The 20,375-nt window shown below is 69.6% G+C and carries 19 protein-coding genes; 7 read left to right on the top strand and 12 right to left on the bottom strand.

All coding sequences use genetic code 11. The features are described 5' to 3' along the window. Positions 1-78: 78 nt before the first annotated feature. On the top strand, positions 79-384 hold the full coding sequence (locus CSX12_RS15580; protein WP_017201730.1) for an NIPSNAP family protein: 306 nt from the start codon (positions 79-81) through the stop codon (positions 382-384). Positions 385-417: 33 nt separating this feature from the next. On the opposite strand, the gene CSX12_RS15585 is transcribed toward CSX12_RS15580, so the two are convergent. After that, a complete protein-coding gene (locus tag CSX12_RS15585) occupies positions 418-1,038 on the bottom strand; it encodes a TetR/AcrR family transcriptional regulator (RefSeq protein ID WP_124896380.1) in 621 nt (206 codons plus the stop codon). Between the two features lie 76 nt (positions 1,039-1,114). On the opposite strand from CSX12_RS15585, the gene CSX12_RS15590 reads away from it, so the two are divergent. Together CSX12_RS15590 and CSX12_RS15595 are read left to right on the top strand one after the other, a co-directional pair. After that, positions 1,115-1,495, top strand: coding sequence for a DUF1761 family protein (locus CSX12_RS15590; protein WP_124896381.1), 381 nt, complete (start codon positions 1,115-1,117; stop codon positions 1,493-1,495). Between the two features lie 40 nt (positions 1,496-1,535). Further along, positions 1,536-1,820, top strand: coding sequence for a DUF1905 domain-containing protein (locus CSX12_RS15595; protein ID WP_124896382.1), 285 nt, complete (start codon positions 1,536-1,538; stop codon positions 1,818-1,820). A gap of 17 nt (positions 1,821-1,837) precedes the next feature. On the opposite strand, the gene CSX12_RS18540 is transcribed toward CSX12_RS15595, so the two are convergent. From CSX12_RS18540 to CSX12_RS15630, 8 genes are all read right to left on the bottom strand, one after another. Further along, the gene (locus CSX12_RS18540; protein ID WP_017201731.1) at positions 1,838-2,008 is read right to left on the bottom strand and encodes a hypothetical protein; all 171 of its coding nucleotides are present in this window, start codon (positions 2,006-2,008) and stop codon (positions 1,838-1,840) included. Between the two features lie 124 nt (positions 2,009-2,132). Next, positions 2,133-2,501 (bottom strand): hypothetical protein, encoded by a 369-nt coding sequence (locus CSX12_RS15600; RefSeq protein ID WP_124896383.1) that lies wholly within the window; start codon positions 2,499-2,501, stop codon positions 2,133-2,135. Positions 2,502-2,597: 96 nt separating this feature from the next. Further along, complete coding sequence (locus tag CSX12_RS15605) at positions 2,598-6,782, bottom strand: PQQ-dependent sugar dehydrogenase (RefSeq protein WP_241160486.1); 4,185 nt, start codon at positions 6,780-6,782, stop codon at positions 2,598-2,600. A gap of 180 nt (positions 6,783-6,962) precedes the next feature. Further along, the gene (locus CSX12_RS15610; protein ID WP_124896384.1) at positions 6,963-7,715 is read right to left on the bottom strand and encodes an ABC transporter ATP-binding protein; all 753 of its coding nucleotides are present in this window, start codon (positions 7,713-7,715) and stop codon (positions 6,963-6,965) included. Next, positions 7,705-8,469, bottom strand: coding sequence for an ABC transporter ATP-binding protein (locus CSX12_RS15615; RefSeq protein ID WP_206427103.1), 765 nt, complete (start codon positions 8,467-8,469; stop codon positions 7,705-7,707). Before CSX12_RS15615 ends, CSX12_RS15610 begins: the two co-directional genes overlap by 11 nt. After that, the gene (locus CSX12_RS15620; protein ID WP_241160487.1) at positions 8,466-9,602 is read right to left on the bottom strand and encodes a branched-chain amino acid ABC transporter permease; all 1,137 of its coding nucleotides are present in this window, start codon (positions 9,600-9,602) and stop codon (positions 8,466-8,468) included. Before CSX12_RS15620 ends, CSX12_RS15615 begins: the two co-directional genes overlap by 4 nt. Next, complete coding sequence (locus CSX12_RS15625; RefSeq protein WP_124896385.1) at positions 9,586-10,470, bottom strand: branched-chain amino acid ABC transporter permease; 885 nt, start codon at positions 10,468-10,470, stop codon at positions 9,586-9,588. Before CSX12_RS15625 ends, CSX12_RS15620 begins: the two co-directional genes overlap by 17 nt. Positions 10,471-10,477: 7 nt before the next feature. Next, positions 10,478-11,713 (bottom strand): amino acid ABC transporter substrate-binding protein, encoded by a 1,236-nt coding sequence (locus tag CSX12_RS15630; RefSeq protein WP_192576678.1) that lies wholly within the window; start codon positions 11,711-11,713, stop codon positions 10,478-10,480. 127 nt (positions 11,714-11,840) lie between these two features. Here CSX12_RS15630 and CSX12_RS15635 point away from each other — a divergent pair, with 127 nt between their 5' ends. After that, the gene (locus tag CSX12_RS15635; RefSeq protein ID WP_124896386.1) at positions 11,841-12,863 is read left to right on the top strand and encodes a LacI family DNA-binding transcriptional regulator; all 1,023 of its coding nucleotides are present in this window, start codon (positions 11,841-11,843) and stop codon (positions 12,861-12,863) included. A gap of 47 nt (positions 12,864-12,910) precedes the next feature. Here CSX12_RS15635 and CSX12_RS15640 read toward each other — a convergent pair whose 3' ends face one another. Next, positions 12,911-14,065: an ROK family transcriptional regulator gene (locus CSX12_RS15640; protein WP_124896387.1), complete on the bottom strand. Its 1,155-nt coding sequence runs from the start codon at positions 14,063-14,065 to the stop codon at positions 12,911-12,913. Between the two features lie 125 nt (positions 14,066-14,190). On the opposite strand from CSX12_RS15640, the gene xylA reads away from it, so the two are divergent. The 3 genes from xylA (at position 14,191) to CSX12_RS15655 (ending at position 17,849) form a co-directional block, all read left to right on the top strand. Next, positions 14,191-15,399 (top strand): xylose isomerase, encoded by a 1,209-nt coding sequence (gene xylA, locus CSX12_RS15645; RefSeq protein WP_017201741.1) that lies wholly within the window; start codon positions 14,191-14,193, stop codon positions 15,397-15,399. A 7-nt stretch (positions 15,400-15,406) separates the two neighbouring features. Beyond that, a complete protein-coding gene (xylB, locus tag CSX12_RS15650; protein WP_124896388.1) occupies positions 15,407-16,711 on the top strand; it encodes a xylulokinase in 1,305 nt (434 codons plus the stop codon). 169 nt (positions 16,712-16,880) lie between these two features. After that, a complete protein-coding gene (locus CSX12_RS15655; protein ID WP_124896389.1) occupies positions 16,881-17,849 on the top strand; it encodes a hypothetical protein in 969 nt (322 codons plus the stop codon). A gap of 68 nt (positions 17,850-17,917) precedes the next feature. On the opposite strand, the gene CSX12_RS15660 is transcribed toward CSX12_RS15655, so the two are convergent. Together CSX12_RS15660 and araA are read right to left on the bottom strand one after the other, a co-directional pair. Beyond that, positions 17,918-18,841 carry an aldose 1-epimerase family protein gene (locus CSX12_RS15660; protein ID WP_124896390.1) on the bottom strand — a complete coding sequence of 308 codons (924 nt, stop codon included), beginning with the start codon at positions 18,839-18,841 and terminating at the stop codon, positions 17,918-17,920. Continuing rightward, positions 18,838-20,352, bottom strand: a complete 1,515-nt coding sequence (araA, locus tag CSX12_RS15665) for an L-arabinose isomerase (RefSeq protein WP_124896391.1) — start codon at positions 20,350-20,352, stop codon at positions 18,838-18,840. The genes CSX12_RS15660 and araA overlap by 4 nt, the downstream gene beginning before the upstream one ends. Positions 20,353-20,375 lie beyond the last annotated feature (23 nt).

Here is a 20,375-nt window from a genome sequence, read left to right on the forward strand (position 1 = left end):
GCCGAAGCAGCGGTGACGACACGCGCGCATCGGCGAGAATCATCGGGCCGCACCTGGCGCCAGGACGAAGGAGCCTCCATGATCACCGTGCACCTGCGCTACGAGATCGACCCCGAACAGCTCGACGCCTTCACCGAGTACGGCCGCGAGTGGATCCGCCTCGTCACCAAGCTCGGCGGCACGCATCACGGGTACTTCCTGCCCAGCGAGGGCGACAGCGACGAGGCGTTCGCGCTGTTCACCTTCCCCTCGCTCGCGGAGTACGAAGCGTACCGGTCGGCGTCGATGGTCGATCCGGAGTGTCTCGCCGCGTTCGAGCTCGCCCGCCGCACGCGGTGCATCCGCCGCTACGAGCGCCGTTTCCTCACGCCCCTCTTCAGCTGAGCAGCCGCACTGCGGGAACCCGACGATCGCGTATCACGCGTTCGCGCGGTACCCCGCGAGGAAGAGATCGACGGCGGCGTCGACCCCGGTGGCCGACCCGTCGCCGCCCAGCATCCGCGCGTTCAACGGAGCGCCGATGACCAGCCACGTGAACTGCTCGGCAGCCGACGCAGGATCCTCGATGCGCAGGCGTCCCGAGTCCGCGAGAGCCCGGAGCGCCTCGGCCAGTCTGCCGATATTGGTGTTCCAACTTTCCTCGAGGTACGTGGCCGCCACCTCGGGCTGCTCCCGCGCCTCCGCGGTGACCAGTCGTCGCATCGCGACCACCGGCGGACTGAGGATGCCGGCGCGCATCGTCTCCGCGAGGTCGACGAGTCCGCGGCGCAGGTCGCCACTCGCCCGAAGTCGCTCCAGGGCCGGTCGCATCGCATCGCGCCCGGCGAGTGTCCAGTGGTGGACGACGGCGGCGTACAGCGCGCTCTTGGACGCGTGCTCCCGATACAGCGACGCCTTCGAGATCCGTGCGCGCCTGGCGACCTCGTCCATCGACGCGCCGCGATAGCCGCGCTGCAGGAATACCTCCCGCGCGACGGCGAGGAGGTCGTCGCCGTTCAATCCGGCGGGACGCCCTCGGGGTCGAAGTTCTGTGGCCATGATCCAAGTTTAGTACTTGACAGTCTTAAAACGAGGACCTACCTTGAGTACCAGCCAGTACTAAAGGAGGCTGCACATGTTCATCCTCGGTATCGCCATCGCCACTGTCGTCTCGTTCATCGCCAGCGCTGCGCTGTACGCCGTCCCGCCGGTCTCCGCGCTCGTCACGCGCACGAGCACGCCTCGACCCGGCCTCCCGGTCGCCGTGCAGATGGCGTCGGTCCTGCTGCGCAGCCTCCTCGCTTCCTGCCTGGTCGCCGGGCTGATGGCGGCGGCCGGCTGGCAGGGCGCGGCATCGGGAGCGGCGCTCGGACTCGCACTGTCGGTGCTGCCGCTGATCCTCCTGATGGGAGGAATCGTGCACGAGAACACGGCGCCATCCGCGGCTGCCGTCCACCTGCTCGACTGGGTCATCAAGCTCACCATCATCGGGGCCCTCGTCGGCCTCTTCATCTGAACCGCACGACGCATCCGCGACCGCACGACAGGAGAGAGCCATGGCCGAACCCACACCGCTCGACATCACCTTCACCGCGACCCTCGGCAAAGTCCGCGAGGGCGACACCTGGACCTGCGTCCAGCTCCCCGACTCCGCCGCCGTGTTCGGCACGCGAGGCCTGGTGAAAGTCGCCGGAACCGTCGACGGCGAACCGTTCCGCGGGGCTTTCATGGCACTCGGCGACGGCACGCACAAGCTGCCGATCACCGCGGCCATCCGCCGCCGGATCGGACGGACGGACGGTGACGAGGTCACCGTCCATCTGTCCGAACGCCTCAACTGAGCGGCGTCTTGCTCAGGTCAGCTCTCGCTGTCCGGGTCCTCCGCGGCGACGTCATCGGCGTCGTTCTGGCCGCTCGGCGGCACTGTGGGCGGGTTTCCCTTGCCGTCCTCGGCGCCCAGGTTGTCGTTCTCCTCGGGGCCGGGAGACGGTTCGGAGCTGATGTCATTTCGTTCGGTTCCGGCGCTCATGGCGTCCTCCTCTGTTCCGTCACGTCGACGCTCCGCCCGGAGACGGGGCGATGCGGTGTGTCGTGTTCCAAAATACGACGCGCGCCGTGACGGCACGCGGGCCTTGACAAGGCGACGGCGGGTGTCAGCCGCAGAACGCGGAGACGGCGCCCTTCAGCTGCTCGACGGCCGCCACGCTCTCGGGCGCCTGCAGGTCGGTCATCCCCGCGATCCGGTCCGCCGTCGAGCGGATGAGGTCTCCCAGCTGGCCGTCGACGTCGCTCGCCACGCCATCCATCGTCGCGACGAGCTCATCGCGGGCGGCATCCGCCTGCTCCGCCGAGACCTGTCCCTGGTCGAGGAACGACCGATACTGCGCGTAGGCCTCATCGATCGTCGTGCAGGTCGCCGCGACATCCACGCCGACCGCGTCGCCGGCCATCTGCGTCACCTGGGCGCAGCCCGCGAGGAGACCGATCGCGAGGACGAGGGGCACGAGGAGAACACGGCGCATGCCTCCGAGGGTACCCGGGCCTCCTCCGGTTCCGGTCGCGATACAACAGGCTCAGAGGGTGATTCTGGCTGTCATATCGCGACCGGAACGGCGAGGCTAGGGCGCCGTCAGGGTGAAGTCGACGGTTGTGGCGTTGCCGGCCACGTCGTAGACCACCAGGGTGTTCGCGCCGAGCACGGCACCGAAGGCACCGGGCTTGACGCCGTTGAGGTCGGACCAGACGTTGTCCGTCAGATCCTTCACGACCCCGTTCAGCGTCAGGCGGTCGATCTTCCCGGCGTCGTGGAGCTTGTACGACACCGAGCTGTAGGTCCCGCCCGCCCCCGCCGTGAGTCCCGGCCCCTCCTTCACGGTCACCGACGGAGCCGTGACGTCGAGCGTGAAGCGCACCGTCGTGGCATTGCCCGCCGCGTCGTACACGACGAGCGTGTTCGCTCCGGCGACCGCACCGAACACTCCGGGCTTCACACCGTTCAGGTCGGACCAGACGTCGTCCGTCAGATCCTTCTCGACGCCGTTGAGCGTCAGGCGGTCGACCTTGCCCGCGTCGTTCAGCTTGAACGACACCGCGCTGTAGACGCCGTCACGGCCGACCGTGAACTCCGCGCCGCTCTTGACCGTCACGGCCGGAGCCGTGGTGTCGGTCGGCACCGTCGTGACCGAGAGCTCACGCAGACGCCCGAAGTTGTCGAAGGAGCCGAAGCCCACCCGGCCCTCCGTGAAGGTCTTGTCGTTCGCGGTCATCAGCGGGGTGTCGAGGCCGTCCACGTAGACGGCGATGTCGCCGCTGTCCGCGCACCGGACCAGGCGCACGTCGTGCCACTCCTCATCCGTGACCGCCGGCGGCGCCCCGACCGACCCGTCCCACTGGTCGTCGATCCGCTCCCGGTCGGCCTTGTTCACCTTGAAGATGCCGTTGTGGGCGTAGATCGTGTTGTCCTGCGACAGATGCGCGTAGTAGTACTCCGTGTCGGACTTCCACCCGAACACGAGGATCACGTCGCGGTTGTTCACCGACGCCCGCTCGTCCAGGCGCACCTGGGCGCTGAGGTCGAACGATCCCAGAGACGCACCTTCCGTGAGGACCGCGTACTCGAACGGGCGACGGATGCCGTCGTTCGGGTTGGTCCCCGCCTCCGTGAGGACCACCTCGTCGCCGGGGAAGTCCCACTTCGCCGGCGTCCGCGGCGCCCAGTCGTCCTCCGCCATCACGTCGGTGATGACGGGACCGTCCGGGGTGCAGGTCGGCGGGGTGGGCGGTTCGACGGGCGGCACGGCGTACAGCGCGTACTGCGCGGCGACCTGCTCGGCCGGCGGGACGGTGTCGAGCAGCATGATGTCGTCCATGCGACCGGTGAACGGGTTGGCCTCGCGCGTGTTCTGCGGGAAGCTGCCGCCGATCTTGATCCCGGCCGGAGCGGTGTCGGACGTGACGCCCTCACCCCAGGGGTTGGCCGCGGTGTACTTCCCCGCGAGCTCCTCGCCGTTCCGGAACAGCTTCATCTCGCCCGCTGCGAAGTCGAAGGTCGCCGCGAGATGGACCCACTGCCCCTTCGCGAGGATCTCGTCCCACGGCAGGTCGGCCGCGAACGTCCAGGAGCCGGCTCCGTCGACGCGACGGCCGAGGGCGACGAGCTTGAGCTCGCCGTCGACCGTGATCACCTCGAGCAGCGCCCGCACCGCGTGTCCGTCCGAGGTGCCGGTGAGCACACCGGCCAGGCCGATCGCGTTGTACACGTCGTCCGGATTCGCCGTTCCGGAGTTCAGCGCGGGGTGGTCGCCGGTCGGCTTGAACCATCCCATGACCGCGGCCTTGTCCGTGCCGGCGAATGCGTCCAGCGAGTCGACGCCGGAGGCATCGTAGACGCCGGCCTTCCAGTCGTCGTTCGACGCGGTGCGCGGACTCATCTGCTGGGTCTGCAGCGCCTCGCCGGCTCCGGGATAGGCCCGATCGGCCACGCGCATCTCGATGCCGCCGTTGATCAGCGAGATGTCGGTGCCGGAGCGCCCCTGGTCGACCTCGACGGTCGGCTTCGCGGCGTCCGGGTGATCGAAGTCGTAGTGCGCCACGAGGTTCGGGGCGAGCGCCGGCAGGACGAACGGCGACACCGGCTCATCCACCGTCCTCGCCCCCGTGACCTTCCAGATCTTTCCGTTCGCCTTGGACACGAGGTACAGCTCGCCGTCGGCATCGGAGCCGAACCTCAGGTCGACGCGCTTGTCGCCGACCAGCTCCTGGAACGTGGTCTCCTCACCGTCGGCGAAGACCCGCAGCTCCTCGATCGTGGCGAGGTCGTCGATGTCGCCGTCGTTGCGCACCATCTCGTCGGCATCGGTCGACAGCACCCAGCCGCGGACGAGGTCTGTGAAGAGGTACCGCCCCTGCAGCTCGGGGATGTCGCCGCGGTAGACGAACCCGCCGTTCACGGCCACTCCGGCGTCTCCGGTCTGGCCGGGGTCGCGGTTGTGGTCGTAGGCGGCGACCGGATAGGTGAAGCCGTACTGCGCATCGTCTGCCGGGAGCGGGAAGATCTGCCGGTTGTCGGCGAGGAACGAGCCTTCGCGCACCGACCAGCCGAAGTTGTCCCCCGGTTCGACGGCGTAGATCGATTCGACCTGCCATTCGCCGATGTGCGCGAGGTACATCGTGTGCTCGCCCTCCGGATCCCAGCTGATGCGGTGCGGGTCGCGCATGCCGACGGCGTAGATCTCGGGCAGCGCATCCGCCTCGTCGATGAACGGGTTGTCCCCCGGCACGCCGTACTCGCCGTTCTCGCTGTCGTCGCCGGTCGGGTTCACGCGCAGGATCTTGCCCTGCGGGGTGGCGAGGTCCTGCGGGTTGCCGTTGCCGACGCCGTTGCCGCCGTCGCCGACGAGGATGTAGAGGTTGCCGTAGTCGGCGTCGCCCTCCGCGACCGTCGGGTTGAACGCGATCTGCTGCACGGTGTGCACGCGACCGGCGAACGGGATCCGCATGACCTCGCGGTGCGTTCCCGAGAAGGTCTCAGCGGAGGGATCGCTCGCCTTCCACTCGGTGATCACACTGTGGAACGCGGTGTTGCCGAACGCCGGGAAGTCCGGGGTGTCCTCGGTCAGCGCCGTTCCCCCCTCGGTGTGCACCGTGTAGAACAGACCGTTCTCGGCGAAGTCGGGGTGGAACTCGGCCGACCCCAACCCCGTGCCGAGTCCCGCGCTGTTGTGGAAGTTGTCGATGAACTCGTTCCGCACGTTGAGGTACGGCACATACGCACCGGACTCCTTGTCGACCAGGTAGAGGATGTCGTTGTTGTCCGGCACCATCAGGCGGCCGGAGCCGTCCGGCACCTCGTCGAGGTGGGTGATCCGGTTGTGACGTACGAGACGCTGATCCTGCGTGGCCGGGGTCGTCTGCGACTTCGGCAGCTGCGCGAGCTCGGTCACCTCGATGCCGAGGTCGGCGAGCGCGGGGTCGGGAAGCGGGTTGAGCAGCGGCTCGTTCGCCGTGCCGCCGGGAGCGCAGTCACCGGGGTTGCCGGTGGCGATCGCGAGGTTCTCCCCGGTGTTGTCGACCGCGACGTCGTCCAGCAGCAGGCGCCCGGCGCTGGAGGACCCGTTCTTCCAGAAGAACCGGTCGAGCGCGCCGTTCACGGCCTGCCGGAAGCCGAACTGCTGCTCCGTGCCCTCGGGGAGGCGGGTCTGCTCCTCGTAGGCGCCACCCTGGCTGTACACGGTGACCTTGTCGGCCGCATTGTCGGCGACGATCCAGACACACTGCCACGCGTCCTTCGACCACACGCCGGCGGGCTTGAAGGCACCGCCGTCGCGCACCCGCAGCACGTCGTCGTTCTGGTTGTTCACGTACGCGCGACTGTTCACGTAGTCGTTGGGTGCATCCACGTCGGTGAGCCCGAACGAGGTGTCGACGCTGCCGGTGCGGAGGAACCGGAAGAACAGGGTTCCGGTGTCGCCCTCCGCGATCGCGGGGATGGCGCGATACGACTGCTGCCCGCCGCCGACGGACTCGACCACCTGGTTGTTCCCGTTCAGGGGGTCGGCGATCACGCGAGGAGCGGCGGATGCCACCCATCCGTCCTGACCGTTCAGCGCGGTGCGCTCATACGCCTCGAAGTCGAGCAGCTCCGTGAACGGCTCGGCGGCCGCGGCGGGCACGGTGGTCAGCAGCGCTCCCGCCACCGTCACCGCAGCCACGACGGCGGCGGCGCGAAGACCGCGGCGGGTTCCTGTCGGCGGGGATTCCGGTCGTCCGTTCGAGCGGGCCGGTCGCATGGTTCGTTCGTGCATCAGAAACCTCTCAACGTCATCGTCGTGCGGTGTCGTGCCGACAGATCGTGCTCCTTCCCCGGAGGCGGCACTGCGGCGGGGAAGACGGGGATGCGGGGTGGGACCTCCCAGGTGAGTAAGCGCTTTCGTCGCGGGGTGGAGAAGAGCGGGTGGGGGCCGCAGCCCCCACCCGCTCCGAGATCATCCCGCGTCGGCCACGGAGGGCTTCCCGCCCAGGTACAGGGCGGCGAGGGTGGGATCGGCGAGCAGCTCGGACGCCGGTCCCGAGATGTGCACCCGACCGAGGTCGAGCACGCAGCCGATGTCGGCGGTCTCGAGGGCCCTCCGGGCGTTCTGCTCCACGAGGAGCACGGCGGTTCCGGCATCGCGCATTCGCACGACCTGCTCGAACACCTTCTCGGTGGTCTTCGGGTCGAGTCCCATCGATGGCTCGTCCAGCAGCACCACCTTGGGGCTGACCATCAGGGAGCGCGCGAACTCGACCTGCTTCTGCTGTCCGCCGGAGAGGAGCCCGGCCAGCTGCTTCCACCGCTCCCCCACGATCGGGAAGAGGTTCTGCACGAACTCGACGCGCTCCTGGATGACCTTCTGGTCCTTCAGAGTGAACGCCCCGAGCATCACGTTCTCGCCCACGGTCATCTCCCGGAACACGCTGTGCCCCTGGAGGACGTGCGCGAGCCCGTTGCGCAGCATCGACTGCGGGCCGTCGCCGGTGATGTCGCGCCCGTCGACGTGGATCGAGCCCGACCGCGGCTTGAGCATGCCGCTGGCCACCTTCAGCACGGTCGACTTGCCGGCGCCGTTGGGCCCGACCAGGCAGACCACGGATCCGGGCGGCACCTCCACGGTGAGTCCGCGGAGCACGAGAGCCGCCCGGCCGTAACCGGCTTCGATGTCACGCAGCTCCAGCAGGTTCTTCGCTTCAGACTCCAAGGTAGGCCTCCAGGACTCGCGGGTCTTGCTGGATGATCTCGGGCGTTCCCTCGGCGATCGGACGCCCGCGGTCGAACACCACGACGTGATCGCACAGGCTCATCACCATCTCCATGTTGTGCTCGACGATGATGAAGGTCTTGCCCTCCTCGTTGAGCTCGCGCACGAGCGTCGCGATGCGTCCGATGAGAGCGGGGTTCACGCCTCCGGCCGGCTCGTCGAGCATGATCGTGTCGGGTTCGCCCATCAGCACGCCGGCCAGCTCGAGCAGCTTCTGCTGGCCGTAGCTGAGGTTGCGCGCCTCGGCGTGCTCCAGGTGGTCGATGCCGACGCGGCGCAGCCATCCCCGCGCCCGCTCCAGCTCCTCCGGGTCGTGCGCCGAGCGCAGCTGGCGCCGGATGCTGGGACTGCGCACCGCCACCAGCAGGTTCTCCATCACGGTCATGCGCGGGAACACCCGGCACAGCTGGAAGCTCCGGCCGATCCCGGTGCGCGCGATCCGGTCGGGCGACTTGCGCGTGATCTCCTGCCCCCGGTAGCGGACCGCGCCGGAGTCCGGCTTGATCATCCCGGTGACGCAGTTGAAGAAGGTGGTCTTGCCGGAGCCGTTCGGCCCGATCAGACCGTTGACCTTGCCCTCACGGAAGCTGACGGTCGCGCCGTCGACCGCGGTGACGCCGCCGAACGACTTCGTCATCTCGACCGTGCTCAGACTCTCCAGGGTGGTCGGGGACTGTGCGGTGGGGGCGTTCACGATGACGTCTCCTCTGTCGACGCGGCGGCGGTGCGCGGGGCGGCGGCCGCCGTCTTGGCCTTGTTCTGCTCCAGCAGCTCGCCGGCGGTGACCTCGCGGATGGATGCCTGGTCCGACTTGCGGGTGAACAGGCCCTTCACCGCGGGGATGACCCCGTCCGGCATGAACAGCACGACCACGCCGAGCAGGATGCCCGTGGCGATGAGGTGGAACTGCGTGTCGCCGAACTCGAGCTTGAAGTACTCGAGCGCGATGCCGACCACGACGGCGCCGAGCAGCGGTCCGAACAGGTTCCTGACCCCGCCGAGCAGCGCCATCAGGACCATGTACGAGCCGATCAGGATCGAGAACTGGAAGATCGGATCCAGGTCGCCGAACCACAGGGCGTAGAGCCCGCCGCCGAGGGCGACGAACAGCGCGGACAGCACGTACGCGATCAGCTTGTACCGCGTGGTCGGGACGCCGAGCGACTGGGCCTTGTCCTCGTCCTCGCGGATCGACTTGAGCGCGGTGCCGAACTTCGACCGGTCGATGACCCACCACACCACCAGCGCGAAGGCCAGCAGCGCCGTGAACAGGTAGAAGAAGATCCGGTGATGCTCGGGACGCAGCACGTCGAACGGGCGGGGGACGTTGAGTCCCTCCGAGCCGCCGGTCACCTCCCGCCAGCTCTGGAACACCAGCAGCATGATCAGCACGAAGGCGATCGAGACGATCACGAACGAGGCGCCGCGCACCCGGAGGGCGGCGATGCCGATCGGGATCGCGATGATCACGACCAGGATCGCCGCGACGATCCAGGCGACGAAGCCGGGCAGCGCCAGGTACTTGATCAGCAGACCGGTGCCGTAGGCGCCGAGGCCGAAGTACGCGGCATGGCCGAGGGAGATGTACCCGGTGAAGCCGCCCATGAAGTTCCACCCCGTCGACAGCACGGCGTAGTTGAGGATGACGACCCCCGCCGACAGGATGTAAGGGTTCGGGGCGACCAGCGGGAAGGACAGCACCAGGGCGGCGCCGACCACGAGGAGGACGAGGCCCACCCACCTGCTCGACTTCCGCCGCACGGGGGCGGGCGGGGCGACCACGACCGTCTCGGTGGCGATCGGCTCTCTGCTAGAAACGCTGGGCAAGACGACCTCCGAAGAATCCTTGCGGACGGAACATGAGCGTGGCGAACAGGGCGACGTAGAAGACCGTCTGCGCCCACGTCGGCCCCAGCGGGAGCTGGAGCAGGCTCTGCGCGATCCCCAGGACGAGCGCGGCGATGGCCGCTCCGGGGATGCTGCCGAGGCCGCCGACCACGATGATCGCCATGAGCGGGCCGATCCAGTGCCAGTGCAGCGACGGGTAGATCGTCGCGTCGAGCGAGAGCGCGGTGCCGCCGATGGCGGCGGTCGCGAGCCCCAGTCCGAAGCCGTAGCCGGCGACGCGGTCGGTGTTGATGCCGACCAGGCGCGCGGCCTCCGGGTGCTGGATCGTCGCCCGCAGCGCCTGACCGAACTTCGTGTACTTCAGCAGCACGAACAGCAGCGCGAGGGCCACGGCCGCGAGACCGAAGGCGATGAGCTTGACCACCGGCACCTGCGCGCCGAAGAAATCGAGGCTCGCACTCGCGTACGGCAGCGGGATGCGGCGCTGGGTGCCGGTGAAGAAGAACCCGAGCGCCCCCTCGATGATGAGCGCCACCGCGAAGGTGAGCAGCACCGACATCATGGTCAGCGTCAGGGGCTTCAGCCTCGACACCAGCAGCCGCTGCATCACGACGCCGGTCAGGAAGAACAGCGGGACCGTGACGATGAGCGACACGAGGGGATCGATGCCCGTCTCCCTGTTGAACCACCACGCGAGGTAGGCGGCCAGGATCAGGAAGGCCGAGTGCGCGATCATGACGACGCGCATGATCCCGAAGTAGAGCGTGAGCCCGGCCGCCAGGAGGGCATAGAGCCCTCCCAGCAGGACGCCGAGGATCAGGCTTTGCAGCAGCAGTGCTCCACTCACGTGCAGATCACCACGTCGGCTTCGGGAAGAGGAAGTCGGCTTCCTTGACGTCCTCGGGGAGGACGATCAGGATCTCGCCGTCGATCCACTGCTGGATGAGGTGGGCGCCGGTGGGCTTGCCCGTCTCGTCCCAGCTGAGGGGTCCGACCACGGTCTCGACCTCGTTGTCGCGCAGCCAGTCGATGAGCTCCTGCTGGCATTCGCCCTGCTCGGCGCAGCCGACGGCCTCGACCGCCGCCGCGACGACCTGACCGGTCGTGTACGCGTTCGCCTCGTCCTCCGACGGCGGGTTGCCGTGCATCTCGGTGTACTTCTCGACGAACTCGACGTTGCTGGGGAACTGCGACTTCGGCGAGTAGCCCGTCGGAGCGAGGATGCCCTCGGTCGCCCCGCCGATGGCCGCGGCGAACTCCGGGTTGGTCGGAGCGGTGGAGAACGCGGCGAGCTCGGGCTGGTAGTTCAGCTGCTGCAGCGCGATGATCAGGTTCACCGCGTCCTGGTACTGGGTGCCGCCGATCACGATGTCGGCGTCGGACTGGGCGATCTTCGCGGCGATCGTGGAGAAGTCGGTGGTGTTGGGCGGGTAGACCTCGTTCACGAGGATCTCGACCCCGGCCTCTTCCAGCTTGTCCCTGAGGCCGTAGGCCGTGCCCTGTGCGAAGGGGTCGTCCATGGCGGCGACGGCCGCGGTCTCCGGGCGCTGGTCCTCCGGGAGGGCCAGCAGGTAGTCCGCGAGGTTGTTGTAGTGGTCGTTGGCGATCGCGGGCGCGGCGTAGAAGAGGTTGTCGAAGCCCTGCTCGAAGACCTCCTCCGCGGCACCGGCCGGCTCGACGAAGAGCATGCCGTACTCCTGCGCGACGCGGGCGGACGGGACGACCAGCCGGGTGGAGAACGGGCCGAACACGAGGTCGACGCCGTCCTGCGCGATCAGCGACTCGTAGTCGGAGACGACGCGGTCGGCGTTGGACTGGTCGTCGAGGATCTTCAGCTCGACCTGCCGGCCGAGGAGACCGCCGTTCTCGTTCACGATGTCGCGCCAGGCCTCGTAGCCGCGCTCGACGCCCTTGCCCGGCTCCGAGAAGTCGCCGGTGAGCGGGAGGGAGATGCCGATGACGATCGGATCGTCGGAGCCACCCCCCTCGCCCTGGTCTCCGGTTCCGGAACAGGCCGAAACCGTGAGCGCGGCGATCGAAAGCGTTCCGATCGCCGCAGCGATCCGTCGACCGTGTCTGGGTGCAGTCATCCGAGTCTCCTACGTCATCGTAGCGAAAGCGCTTTCGTAAGCGCTTCCGCCACTATAGTGGGACGGAAGAACGAAGAGCAACCTACAGCGCAATCAGCGTCGATCTTGCTCCTCAGGGGGAGGCTTCGTGAAGCGTGAGGGCGCGCCACGACTCATCGACGTGGCCGAGGCCGCCGGCGTCTCCCTGGCGAGTGCGTCGCGAGCGATGTCCGGCGGATCCGGGATCTCCCCCGAGGTCGCCGCGCATGTGCGAGGCATCGCCCAGCAGCTCGGCTACGAGCCCAACATGCACGCCAGAGGCCTCGCGGGCGGGCTGGTCCCGACGATCGGACTCGTCGTGCACGAGATCGGCGACCCCTACTTCTCCGACATCGCCAGCGGCGTGATCCGCAGCGCGACGCTCGAGAACCGATCGGTCCAGATCGCGCAGGCCGAGCGCACACCCGACAGCGAGCTCGCCCAGGTGAAGTCGCTGATGCGGCAGCGGATCGGGTCGATCATCATCGCCGGGTCGGGCTATGCCGACAGCCACCGCGAGCAGCGGATGTCCGACGCCCTCGTGGACTTCACCCTCGCCGGAGGTCGCGTCGCCGTGATCGGACGCCACTACCTCCCGGTCGACGCCGTGCTGCCCGACAACCACCGCGCCGGCGTATCGGTCGGGCGGCATCTCGCCGAGCTCGGCCACCGTCGGATCGGGGTCGTCGCCGGACCGCTCGAGCTCAACACCGTGGCCGACCGCATCGCCGGGCTCAGGGAGGGGACGGACGAGCCGGGCGTGGAGCTGACCGTCGTGTCGCAGGCGTTCACCCGGGAGGGCGGCATCGCCGGAGCCCGCGAGCTTCTCGGTCGGGGTCTCACGGCGATCGTGGGGCTCAACGACGCCATGGCCATCGGCATCCTCAGCGAGCTGCGACAGCACGGCATCCGTGTGCCCGAGGAGATGTCGGTGGTGGGGTTCGACGACATCGCCGTGGCCGCCGACGTCGCCCCGGCCCTGACCACCGCGCGCATCCCCATGTTCGACATGGGTCAGCACGCCGTCTCGCTCATCCTCCGCCCCGCGAGCGATGAGCCCCGCACCATCGCCACCTCGCACGAGCTGATCATCCGTCAGTCGTCCGGTCCCCCCGCTCCGGTCGCGATATAACAGCCTCCGGAGCCGGTTTTGGCTGTTATATCGCGACCGGAGCGGGGTCAGATGACGCCGGCAGCGGTCCAGGACAGCTCGGCGGCGCCCAGCAGGAGACGGTCGGCGGCCAGGGAAGCGGGGAGGATGCGCAGGCCCTCGACGTTCTCGGGCATCGCTCGGGCCGCGACGTCGGCCGCGAAGCCCTCGGGGTCGAGCTCCTCGAGCTGCGCGAGGAAGCCGCCCAGCACCACGACCGAGGGGTTCAGGATGTTCACGGCATCGGCGATCGCCTGCGCGAGGAAGCCGCGCTGACCCTGGAACTCGGCATGCACGGCGTCTTCCTCGACGGCGGCGGCGAGCGCTTCACCGAGGGTCGCATCGTCCGCCGCCGGGAGCCCGAGCGCGGACAGGAGCCTCGCCCGACTGACCACATCCTCCAGGACGACCGCGGATGACGCGTCGACCCGGTTCTGACCGAACTCCCCGGCGTATCCGCCCACTCCGCCGACGGGAGACCCGTGGACGATGATGCCGCCGCCGATGCCGGACGGCCCGCCGTTCAGGTACACGACGTCGTCCACGCCCTGGGCGGCCCCGAACAGGTGCTCCGCGACGGCGCCCAGGCTCGCGTCGTTGCCGACCGCCACGGGCAGACCGGTCCGATCGGCGGTCAGCGCGCTCAGCGGGGCATCGATCCATCCGAGGTGCGGCGCGTTGCGGACGAGCCCGTCGGCCGCGCGCACGAGTCCTGGCACGGCGACGCCCACCGCGACGAGTCGCGCGTCCGACAGCGCACCCTGCCGCCACCGTTCGATCGCATCACCCACCACGTCGGCGACCTCGGCGGCCCCGATCACGGACTCCGACTCGATGCGCTCGCGCACCACGACCTGTCGGCCCAGGTCGATGGCGGCGACCTCCACGGCGTCGACCTCGGGGTTCACCGCGATCACGACCGTCCGGGCAGAGGCGGCGACCACGGGCGAGGGGCGTCCCACCCGACCGATCGGGTCGGGATCGCGCTCGACCACCCAGCCCTCGGCGACGAGCTCGGCCACCAGGTCGGCGATGGTCGAGCGGTTCAGGCCCGTGGAGGCGGTCAGCTGAGCCCGTGACTGCGCTCCTCCGCGGTGGATGAGCCGCAGCACGCGGGCGAGGTTCCCCGCGCGCACACCGCCGCCGACATCCCGGGGGGCCGCGGCCTCGACGGATTCCGTCACATCGTCCTCGCATTCCGCTTCGGCGTCTCAGTCTAGGAGCCTGGACATCGCCGCCTCCGCGTTATATGTTGTGTCTCACAACATATGTGCGCACGCCGCCGCGCGCCACCATGCGAAGGAGCATCATGAGCCTCACCCCGACCCGCGAAGACAAGTTCTCGTTCGGCCTCTGGACGATCGGATACAACGGCACCGACCCGTTCGGCGGTCCGACCCGTCCGGCCCTCGACGTCGTGCACGCGGTGGAGAAGCTGGCAGAGCTCGGCGCCTACGGCCTCACCTTCCATGACGACGACCTGTTCGCGTTCGGATCGACGGATGCCGAGCGCCAGACCCAGATCGACCGGCTCAAGGGCGCCCTCGCCGACACGGGCCTCGTCGTGCCGATGGTCACCACCAACCTGTTCAGCGCTCCGGTCTTCAAGGACGGTGGCTTCACCTCGAACGACCGCCAGGTGCGGCGCTACGCCCTGCGCAAGGTCTTCCGTCAGCTCGACCTCGGCGCCGAGCTGGGCGCCAAGACGTTCGTCATGTGGGGTGGCCGTGAAGGCGCGGAGTACGACTCCGCCAAGGACGTGCGCGCCGCGCTCGAGCGCTACCGCGAAGCCGTCAACCTGCTCGGCGACTACGTGACCGACAAGGGCTACGACATCCGCTTCGCGATCGAGCCGAAGCCGAACGAGCCCCGCGGCGACATCCTGCTGCCGACGCTCGGCCACGCGATCGCGTTCATCGACTCGCTCGAGCGCCCCGAGCTCGTGGGGGTGAACCCCGAAGTCGGGCACGAGCAGATGGCCGGCCTCAACTTCACCGCCGGCATCGCCCAGGCGCTCTACCACGGCAAGCTCTTTCACATCGACCTCAACGGTCAGCGCGGCATCAAGTACGACCAGGATCTGGTCTTCGGCCACGGTGACCTGCACAACGCCTTCTCGCTCGTGGACCTGCTCGAGAACGGCGGCCCCTCGACAGGCTCGGGGACCCAGCCGATTCCGGCCTACGACGGCCCCCGCCACTTCGATTACAAGCCCTCGCGCACCGAGGACGAGACGGGCGTGTGGGAATCGGCCGCCGCGAACATGCGCACCTACCTGCTGCTGAAGGAGCGCGCCGCGGCCTTCCGCGCCGACCCCGAGGTGCAGGAGGCGCTGGCCGCCGCGAAGGTCGCCGAGCTCTCGACGCCGACGCTGGACGAGGGAGAGGGCTACGAGGCCTTCCTCGCCGACCGCAGCGCCTACGAGGACTTCGACGCCGACGCGTACCTCGGCGGCAAGGGGTTCGGATTCGTCCGGCTGCAGCAGCTCGCCACCGAGCACCTGCTCGGCGCGCGCTGATCCGTCGATGGCTCTCGTTCTCGGCGTCGACTCCTCGACGCAGTCCTGCAAGGTCGTCGTCCTCGACTCCGAGACGGGAGCCGTCGTGCGGTCGGGACGCGCTGCGCACCCCGACGGCACGGCGGTCGACCCGGAAGCGTGGTGGATCGCACTGCGGGCGGCCATCGACGAGGCCGGAGGACTCGACGACATCGCCGCGTGGTCGATCGGAGGGCAGCAGCACGGCATGGTGGCCCTGGACTCCTCCGGGGCGGTGATCCGCGACGCTCTGCTGTGGAACGACACCCGCTCGGCGGGCGCCGCGTCCGCGCTGGTCGACGCGTTCGGGGCGCAGGAGCTGGCCGACCGCACCGGCGTCGTGCCCGTGGCGTCCTTCACGATCTCGAAGGTGCGGTGGCTGCGCGACGCCGAACCCGACAACGCGGCGCGCGTGGCCGCGATCGCCCTGCCGCACGACTGGCTCACCTGGCGGCTGCGCGGCTTCGGTCCGGACGGCGCCGAAGGGGCGACCCGCGGCTCGGTGCTGGATGAGCTCGTCACCGACCGATCCGACGCATCGGGAACCGGATACTGGAGCCCCGCGACCGGCGACTACGACCGCGAACTGCTCCGCGCCGCGCTCGGCCACGACGCGATCCTGCCCCGGGTGCTCGGCCCCGACGAATGGGTGACGGATGCCGACGGCCGGCGCGTCGCGGCCGGCGCGGGTGACAACGCGGCGGCCGCCCTCGGGCTCGGGGCAGGACCCGGAGACGTCGTGGTGTCGATCGGCACGAGCGGGACGGTCTTCGCGGTGTCGGAGACGCCGTCGGCGGATGCCTCCGGGATCATCGCGGGGTTCGCCTCGGCGGACGGGCACTTCCTCCCGCTCGTGTGCACCCTCAACGCCGCGCGCGTGCTCGACGTCACGGCCGCGCTTCTCGGCGTCGACCATGACGAGCTCAGCCGCCTCGCCCTGGACGCGCCTGCCGGGGCGGACGGCCTCGCGCTCGTGCCGTACTTCGAGGGAGAGCGCACCCCGAACCTCCCGGATGCGACGGCAACGCTCTCCGGGATGACGCTCGCCTCCACCACCCGCGAGAACCTCGCGCGCGCGGCCGTCGAGGGGATGCTGTCCGGCCTCGGCGCAGGCCTCGACGCCCTGCGCGCGGAAGGGGTGCCCCTGCGCCGCGCGCTGCTGATCGGCGGCGGTGCGCAGTCGGACGCGGTGCGGGCGATCGCTCCGCAGGTGCTCGGCATCCCGGTCGAGGTCCCCGACGCGGCCGAGTACGTCGCCCTCGGCGCCGCCCGCCAGGCCGCCGCCACCCTCTGACCCCCCACCCCTCCTCCCCACCCCTCCTCCCCAACTGCCGTTCGTTTGCCGCTCCGGTCGCGATATTCCATCGATCCAGGGCCGGTATCGCTGGAATACTGCGACCGGAGCGGACAAACCCTGGGGATAAACCAGACGGGGCAGGGAAAGGGGCGGGGAGGGTGGAGGGATGGGACGCAGAATCCTCCTTCCAGATCAGCTCGGCGACGTGTTCGACGTGCACGAGGCGCACGGGGCGGGCGTGGGACGCGGCCGACTGCACGGGAGGGACCTCGAGATCCCGTTCCCCGGACTCCGTGCGCGCATCGACCCCGACCCGTCGGACCCCGAACCGGACGACCCCTACCTCCGGCAGCGGCGGGCGCGGACGGAGAGAGCACGGCTCTACGCGCGACGGATGCCGGACTCCCAGCACATCAGCCACGAGTCGGCCGCAGCGCTGTGGGGCGGGCCCCTTCCGCTCGCGTTCGGCCCCGACGACTGGATCGCGGAGGCTTCGAACCTGCCGGTGCACGTGACCGTGATCGGCGACGGCCCCCTCCCTCGCACGGCCGGGGTCGCACGCCACCGCGGACGAGCGGACCGGACCTTCGTCACCGAGCACGACGGCATCCGCCTGGCGACGCCCGCGACGACCTGGGCGAGCCTCGGAGCGCTGTCGGTCGTCGATCTCGTCGCGCTCGGCGACTACTTCTGCCGCGTCTGGCGGCAGGGACGAGGCCGGCCGACACCGGGGAGGGCTCCGCTGGCGACGATCGACGAACTGCGGGCCGCGACGGGATCAGGGCGCCGGCTCGGGATCGGACGCCTCCGGCAGGCGGTCGAGTGGATCCGCGAGGACTCCTGGTCGCCGCGGGAGAGCGCTGTGCGCTGCGTGCTGCTGGGGGCGGGCCTGCCGGAACCCGAGCTCAACGTCGACATCTACCACGAGGGCCGCTTCCTCGGCTGCGCGGACTTGGTCTATGCAAGCCGGCGGGTGATCGTCGAGTACCACGGCATGCTGCACGGCGCCTCCTGGGCCGCCGACGTGGAGCGGATCGCCGCCTTCCGTGCCGCCGGCTGGACGGTGATCGACGTCACCGCTCCCCTCCTCCGCCGCCCCGACGACCTGATCGCCCGTGTCCGCCGGGCTCTCTGACCCGCTCCGGTCGCGATATTCCATCGATCCGACCGGCAGATCGATGGAATATCGCGACCGGAACAGGTCTAGATGGCCGCGATCACCCAGGAAGCGGCGGAAGACGAAGCGGGAGGGAGGACGATGAGGTCGGTACCGGAGTTGAAGGCATCCGGCGGACAGGTCATCGGCTCGACGGCGAGTCCGATCCGATGCGTCGACGGGACGGAGGGCGTGTCCGCCGTATGCACCTGCACCCACGGGCATCGCTCGTCCCAGGTCATCGCGACGCCGGAGCCGTCCGGAGCCGTCACGCGCACCTCGGCCACCCCCTCGGTCCGTGCGAGGCCCGTGAACGCATGGTCGATGAACACGTCGCCGATCTCCCGCTCCGTGCGGAAGTCCCAGTGCGGATGCCGCTCCACGGGCTCGCGCTCCACCGGGCTGAGACGGTCGGGCGTGACGGTCAGGACCTCGGATGCCGGGAGCAGCAGCGTCCACGCATCGAGGGGCGACGGCCCGGCGACCAGGTACGGGTGCGGTCCGGTGCCCCACGGCGCCGCATCCGCTCCGACGTTGCGCGCCGTCACGGTCTGCCGCAGGCCGTTCTCGTCGACGCGATACTCGGTCTCGACCTCGACGCGGAAGGGGTATCCCGTCTGCGGCTCGATCACCGCCGCCAGCACGATGCGGTCGTCCTCGACGAGGCGGTCCGCGTACTCGGCCCAGGCGAGGAGTCCGTGCAGGGCCTGCCCGCGTTCGGGTTCGGTGAGCGGCAGCCGATGCCGCAGTCCGCCGAACTCGTACTCCCCGTCGACGATCCGGTTGGGCCAGGGAGCGAGCGTCGTCCCGCGGTAGCCAGGGCGCACCTCGTCGGCGTCGAAGGGCACGACGAGGTCTCGTCCTCGGAAGGTCAGGCTCCGCAGCGACGCACCGACGCTCGCGATCACGGCCTCATATCCGTGTGCCGCGATCCGCAGCTGCCGCCCCGACCGCGGCCGGTCGGAGGTCACAGCCCCTGCGCCAGTCGGTAGTACGCCTGGTTCCACCGCACCTGCTTCTGGAACTCGGGGAGCGTCGTGGTGTCATCGATCACCAGGAGCTCGACTTCGGCCATCTCGGCGAAGTCGCGGAAGGCCTCGAGCCCGACGGCTGTCGACATCACCGTGTGATGCGCCGCACCCGCGGTGAGCCAGGCGGCGGCGGAGGTCGTGAAGTCCGGCTGCGGCTTCCACACGGCACGACCGACCGGGAGGTTCGGCAGCGCGGCGCGCGGCTCGACGTTCTCCACGACGTTGGCGGTGAGCCGGAACCGGTCGCGCATGTCGCTGAGGGCGACCACGACCGCGGGGCCGGGGTCGGCCGTGAAGACCAGCCGCACCGGGTCGTCCTTGCCTCCGATGCCGAGCGGGTGGATCTCGAGCGTCGGCGTGGCCGTCGTCAGCGAGGGCGACACTTCGAGCATGTGCGCGCCGAGGATGAGCTCGTCGCCGGGCGTCATGTCGTAGGTGTAGTCCTCCATGAGGCTCGCCCCACCGGGCAGCCCCGCGCCCATGACGTTCGCGACGCGCACGAGGATCGCCGTCTTCCAGTCGCCCTCGGCGCCGAAGCCGTACCCCTCCGCCATCAGGCGCTGCACCGCGAGACCGGGCAGCTGCTTCAACGCACCCAGGTCTTCGAACGAGGTCGTGAACGCCCCGAAGCCGCCCTCCTCCAGGAAGGACCGCAGCCCGAGTTCGATCGCCGCTCCGTCGCGCAGCGACTGATGACGGTCGCCGCCGCGCCGCAGCTCCGGCACGACCTCGTACAGCTCCTCGTACTCGGCGATCAGCGCATCGACGTCCGCCTCGGATGCCGCGGCCACGGCTTCGGCCAGCTCGTTCACGCCCCAGGTGTTGACCTGCACCCCGAAGCGCAGCTCGGCCTCGGTCTTGTCCCCCTCGGTCACCGCCACGAAGCGCATGTTGTCGCCGAAGCGGGCGAGCTTGAGGTCGCGGGCGGCCGCGAGCCCGGCGGCCGCCCGCTGCCAGGTGCCGAGCTCCCGCTGCAGCCGCGGGTCGGACGCGTGCCCGACGATGGTCTTGCGTGGCACTCCCAGGCGCGTCTGGATGTAGCCGAACTCCCGGTCGCCGTGCGCCGCCTGGTTGAGGTTCATGAAGTCGAAGTCGATGTCGGCCCACGGCAACTCCACGTTCGCCTGCGTGTGCAGGTGCGCGAGCGGCTTCTGCAGCGCGTCGAGCCCTGCGATCCACATCTTCGCCGGGCTGAAGGTGTGCATCCACGCCACGAGGCCGATGACGCGGTCGTCGGCGTTCGCCTCCTGTGCCGTGCGCTTGATGGCTGCGGCATCCGTCAGCACCGGTTTCCAGACGACGCTGACCGGCACCTCGGACGATGCGTCGAGCAGGCGGGCGATCTCCTGCGACTGCGTCGCGACCTGGGCGAGCGTCTCGGGTCCGTAGAGGTGCTGGCTCCCGGTGAGGAACCAGACCTCGTAGCCGTCGAGGGAGGTGGTGAGTGTCATGAGCTGCCTTTCGAATGAGGTCG

The sequence above is a fragment of the Microbacterium sp. Y-01 genome (genome assembly GCF_003856715.1).
In the GTDB taxonomy this organism is placed as follows: Bacteria; Actinomycetota; Actinomycetes; order Actinomycetales; family Microbacteriaceae; genus Microbacterium; species Microbacterium algeriense.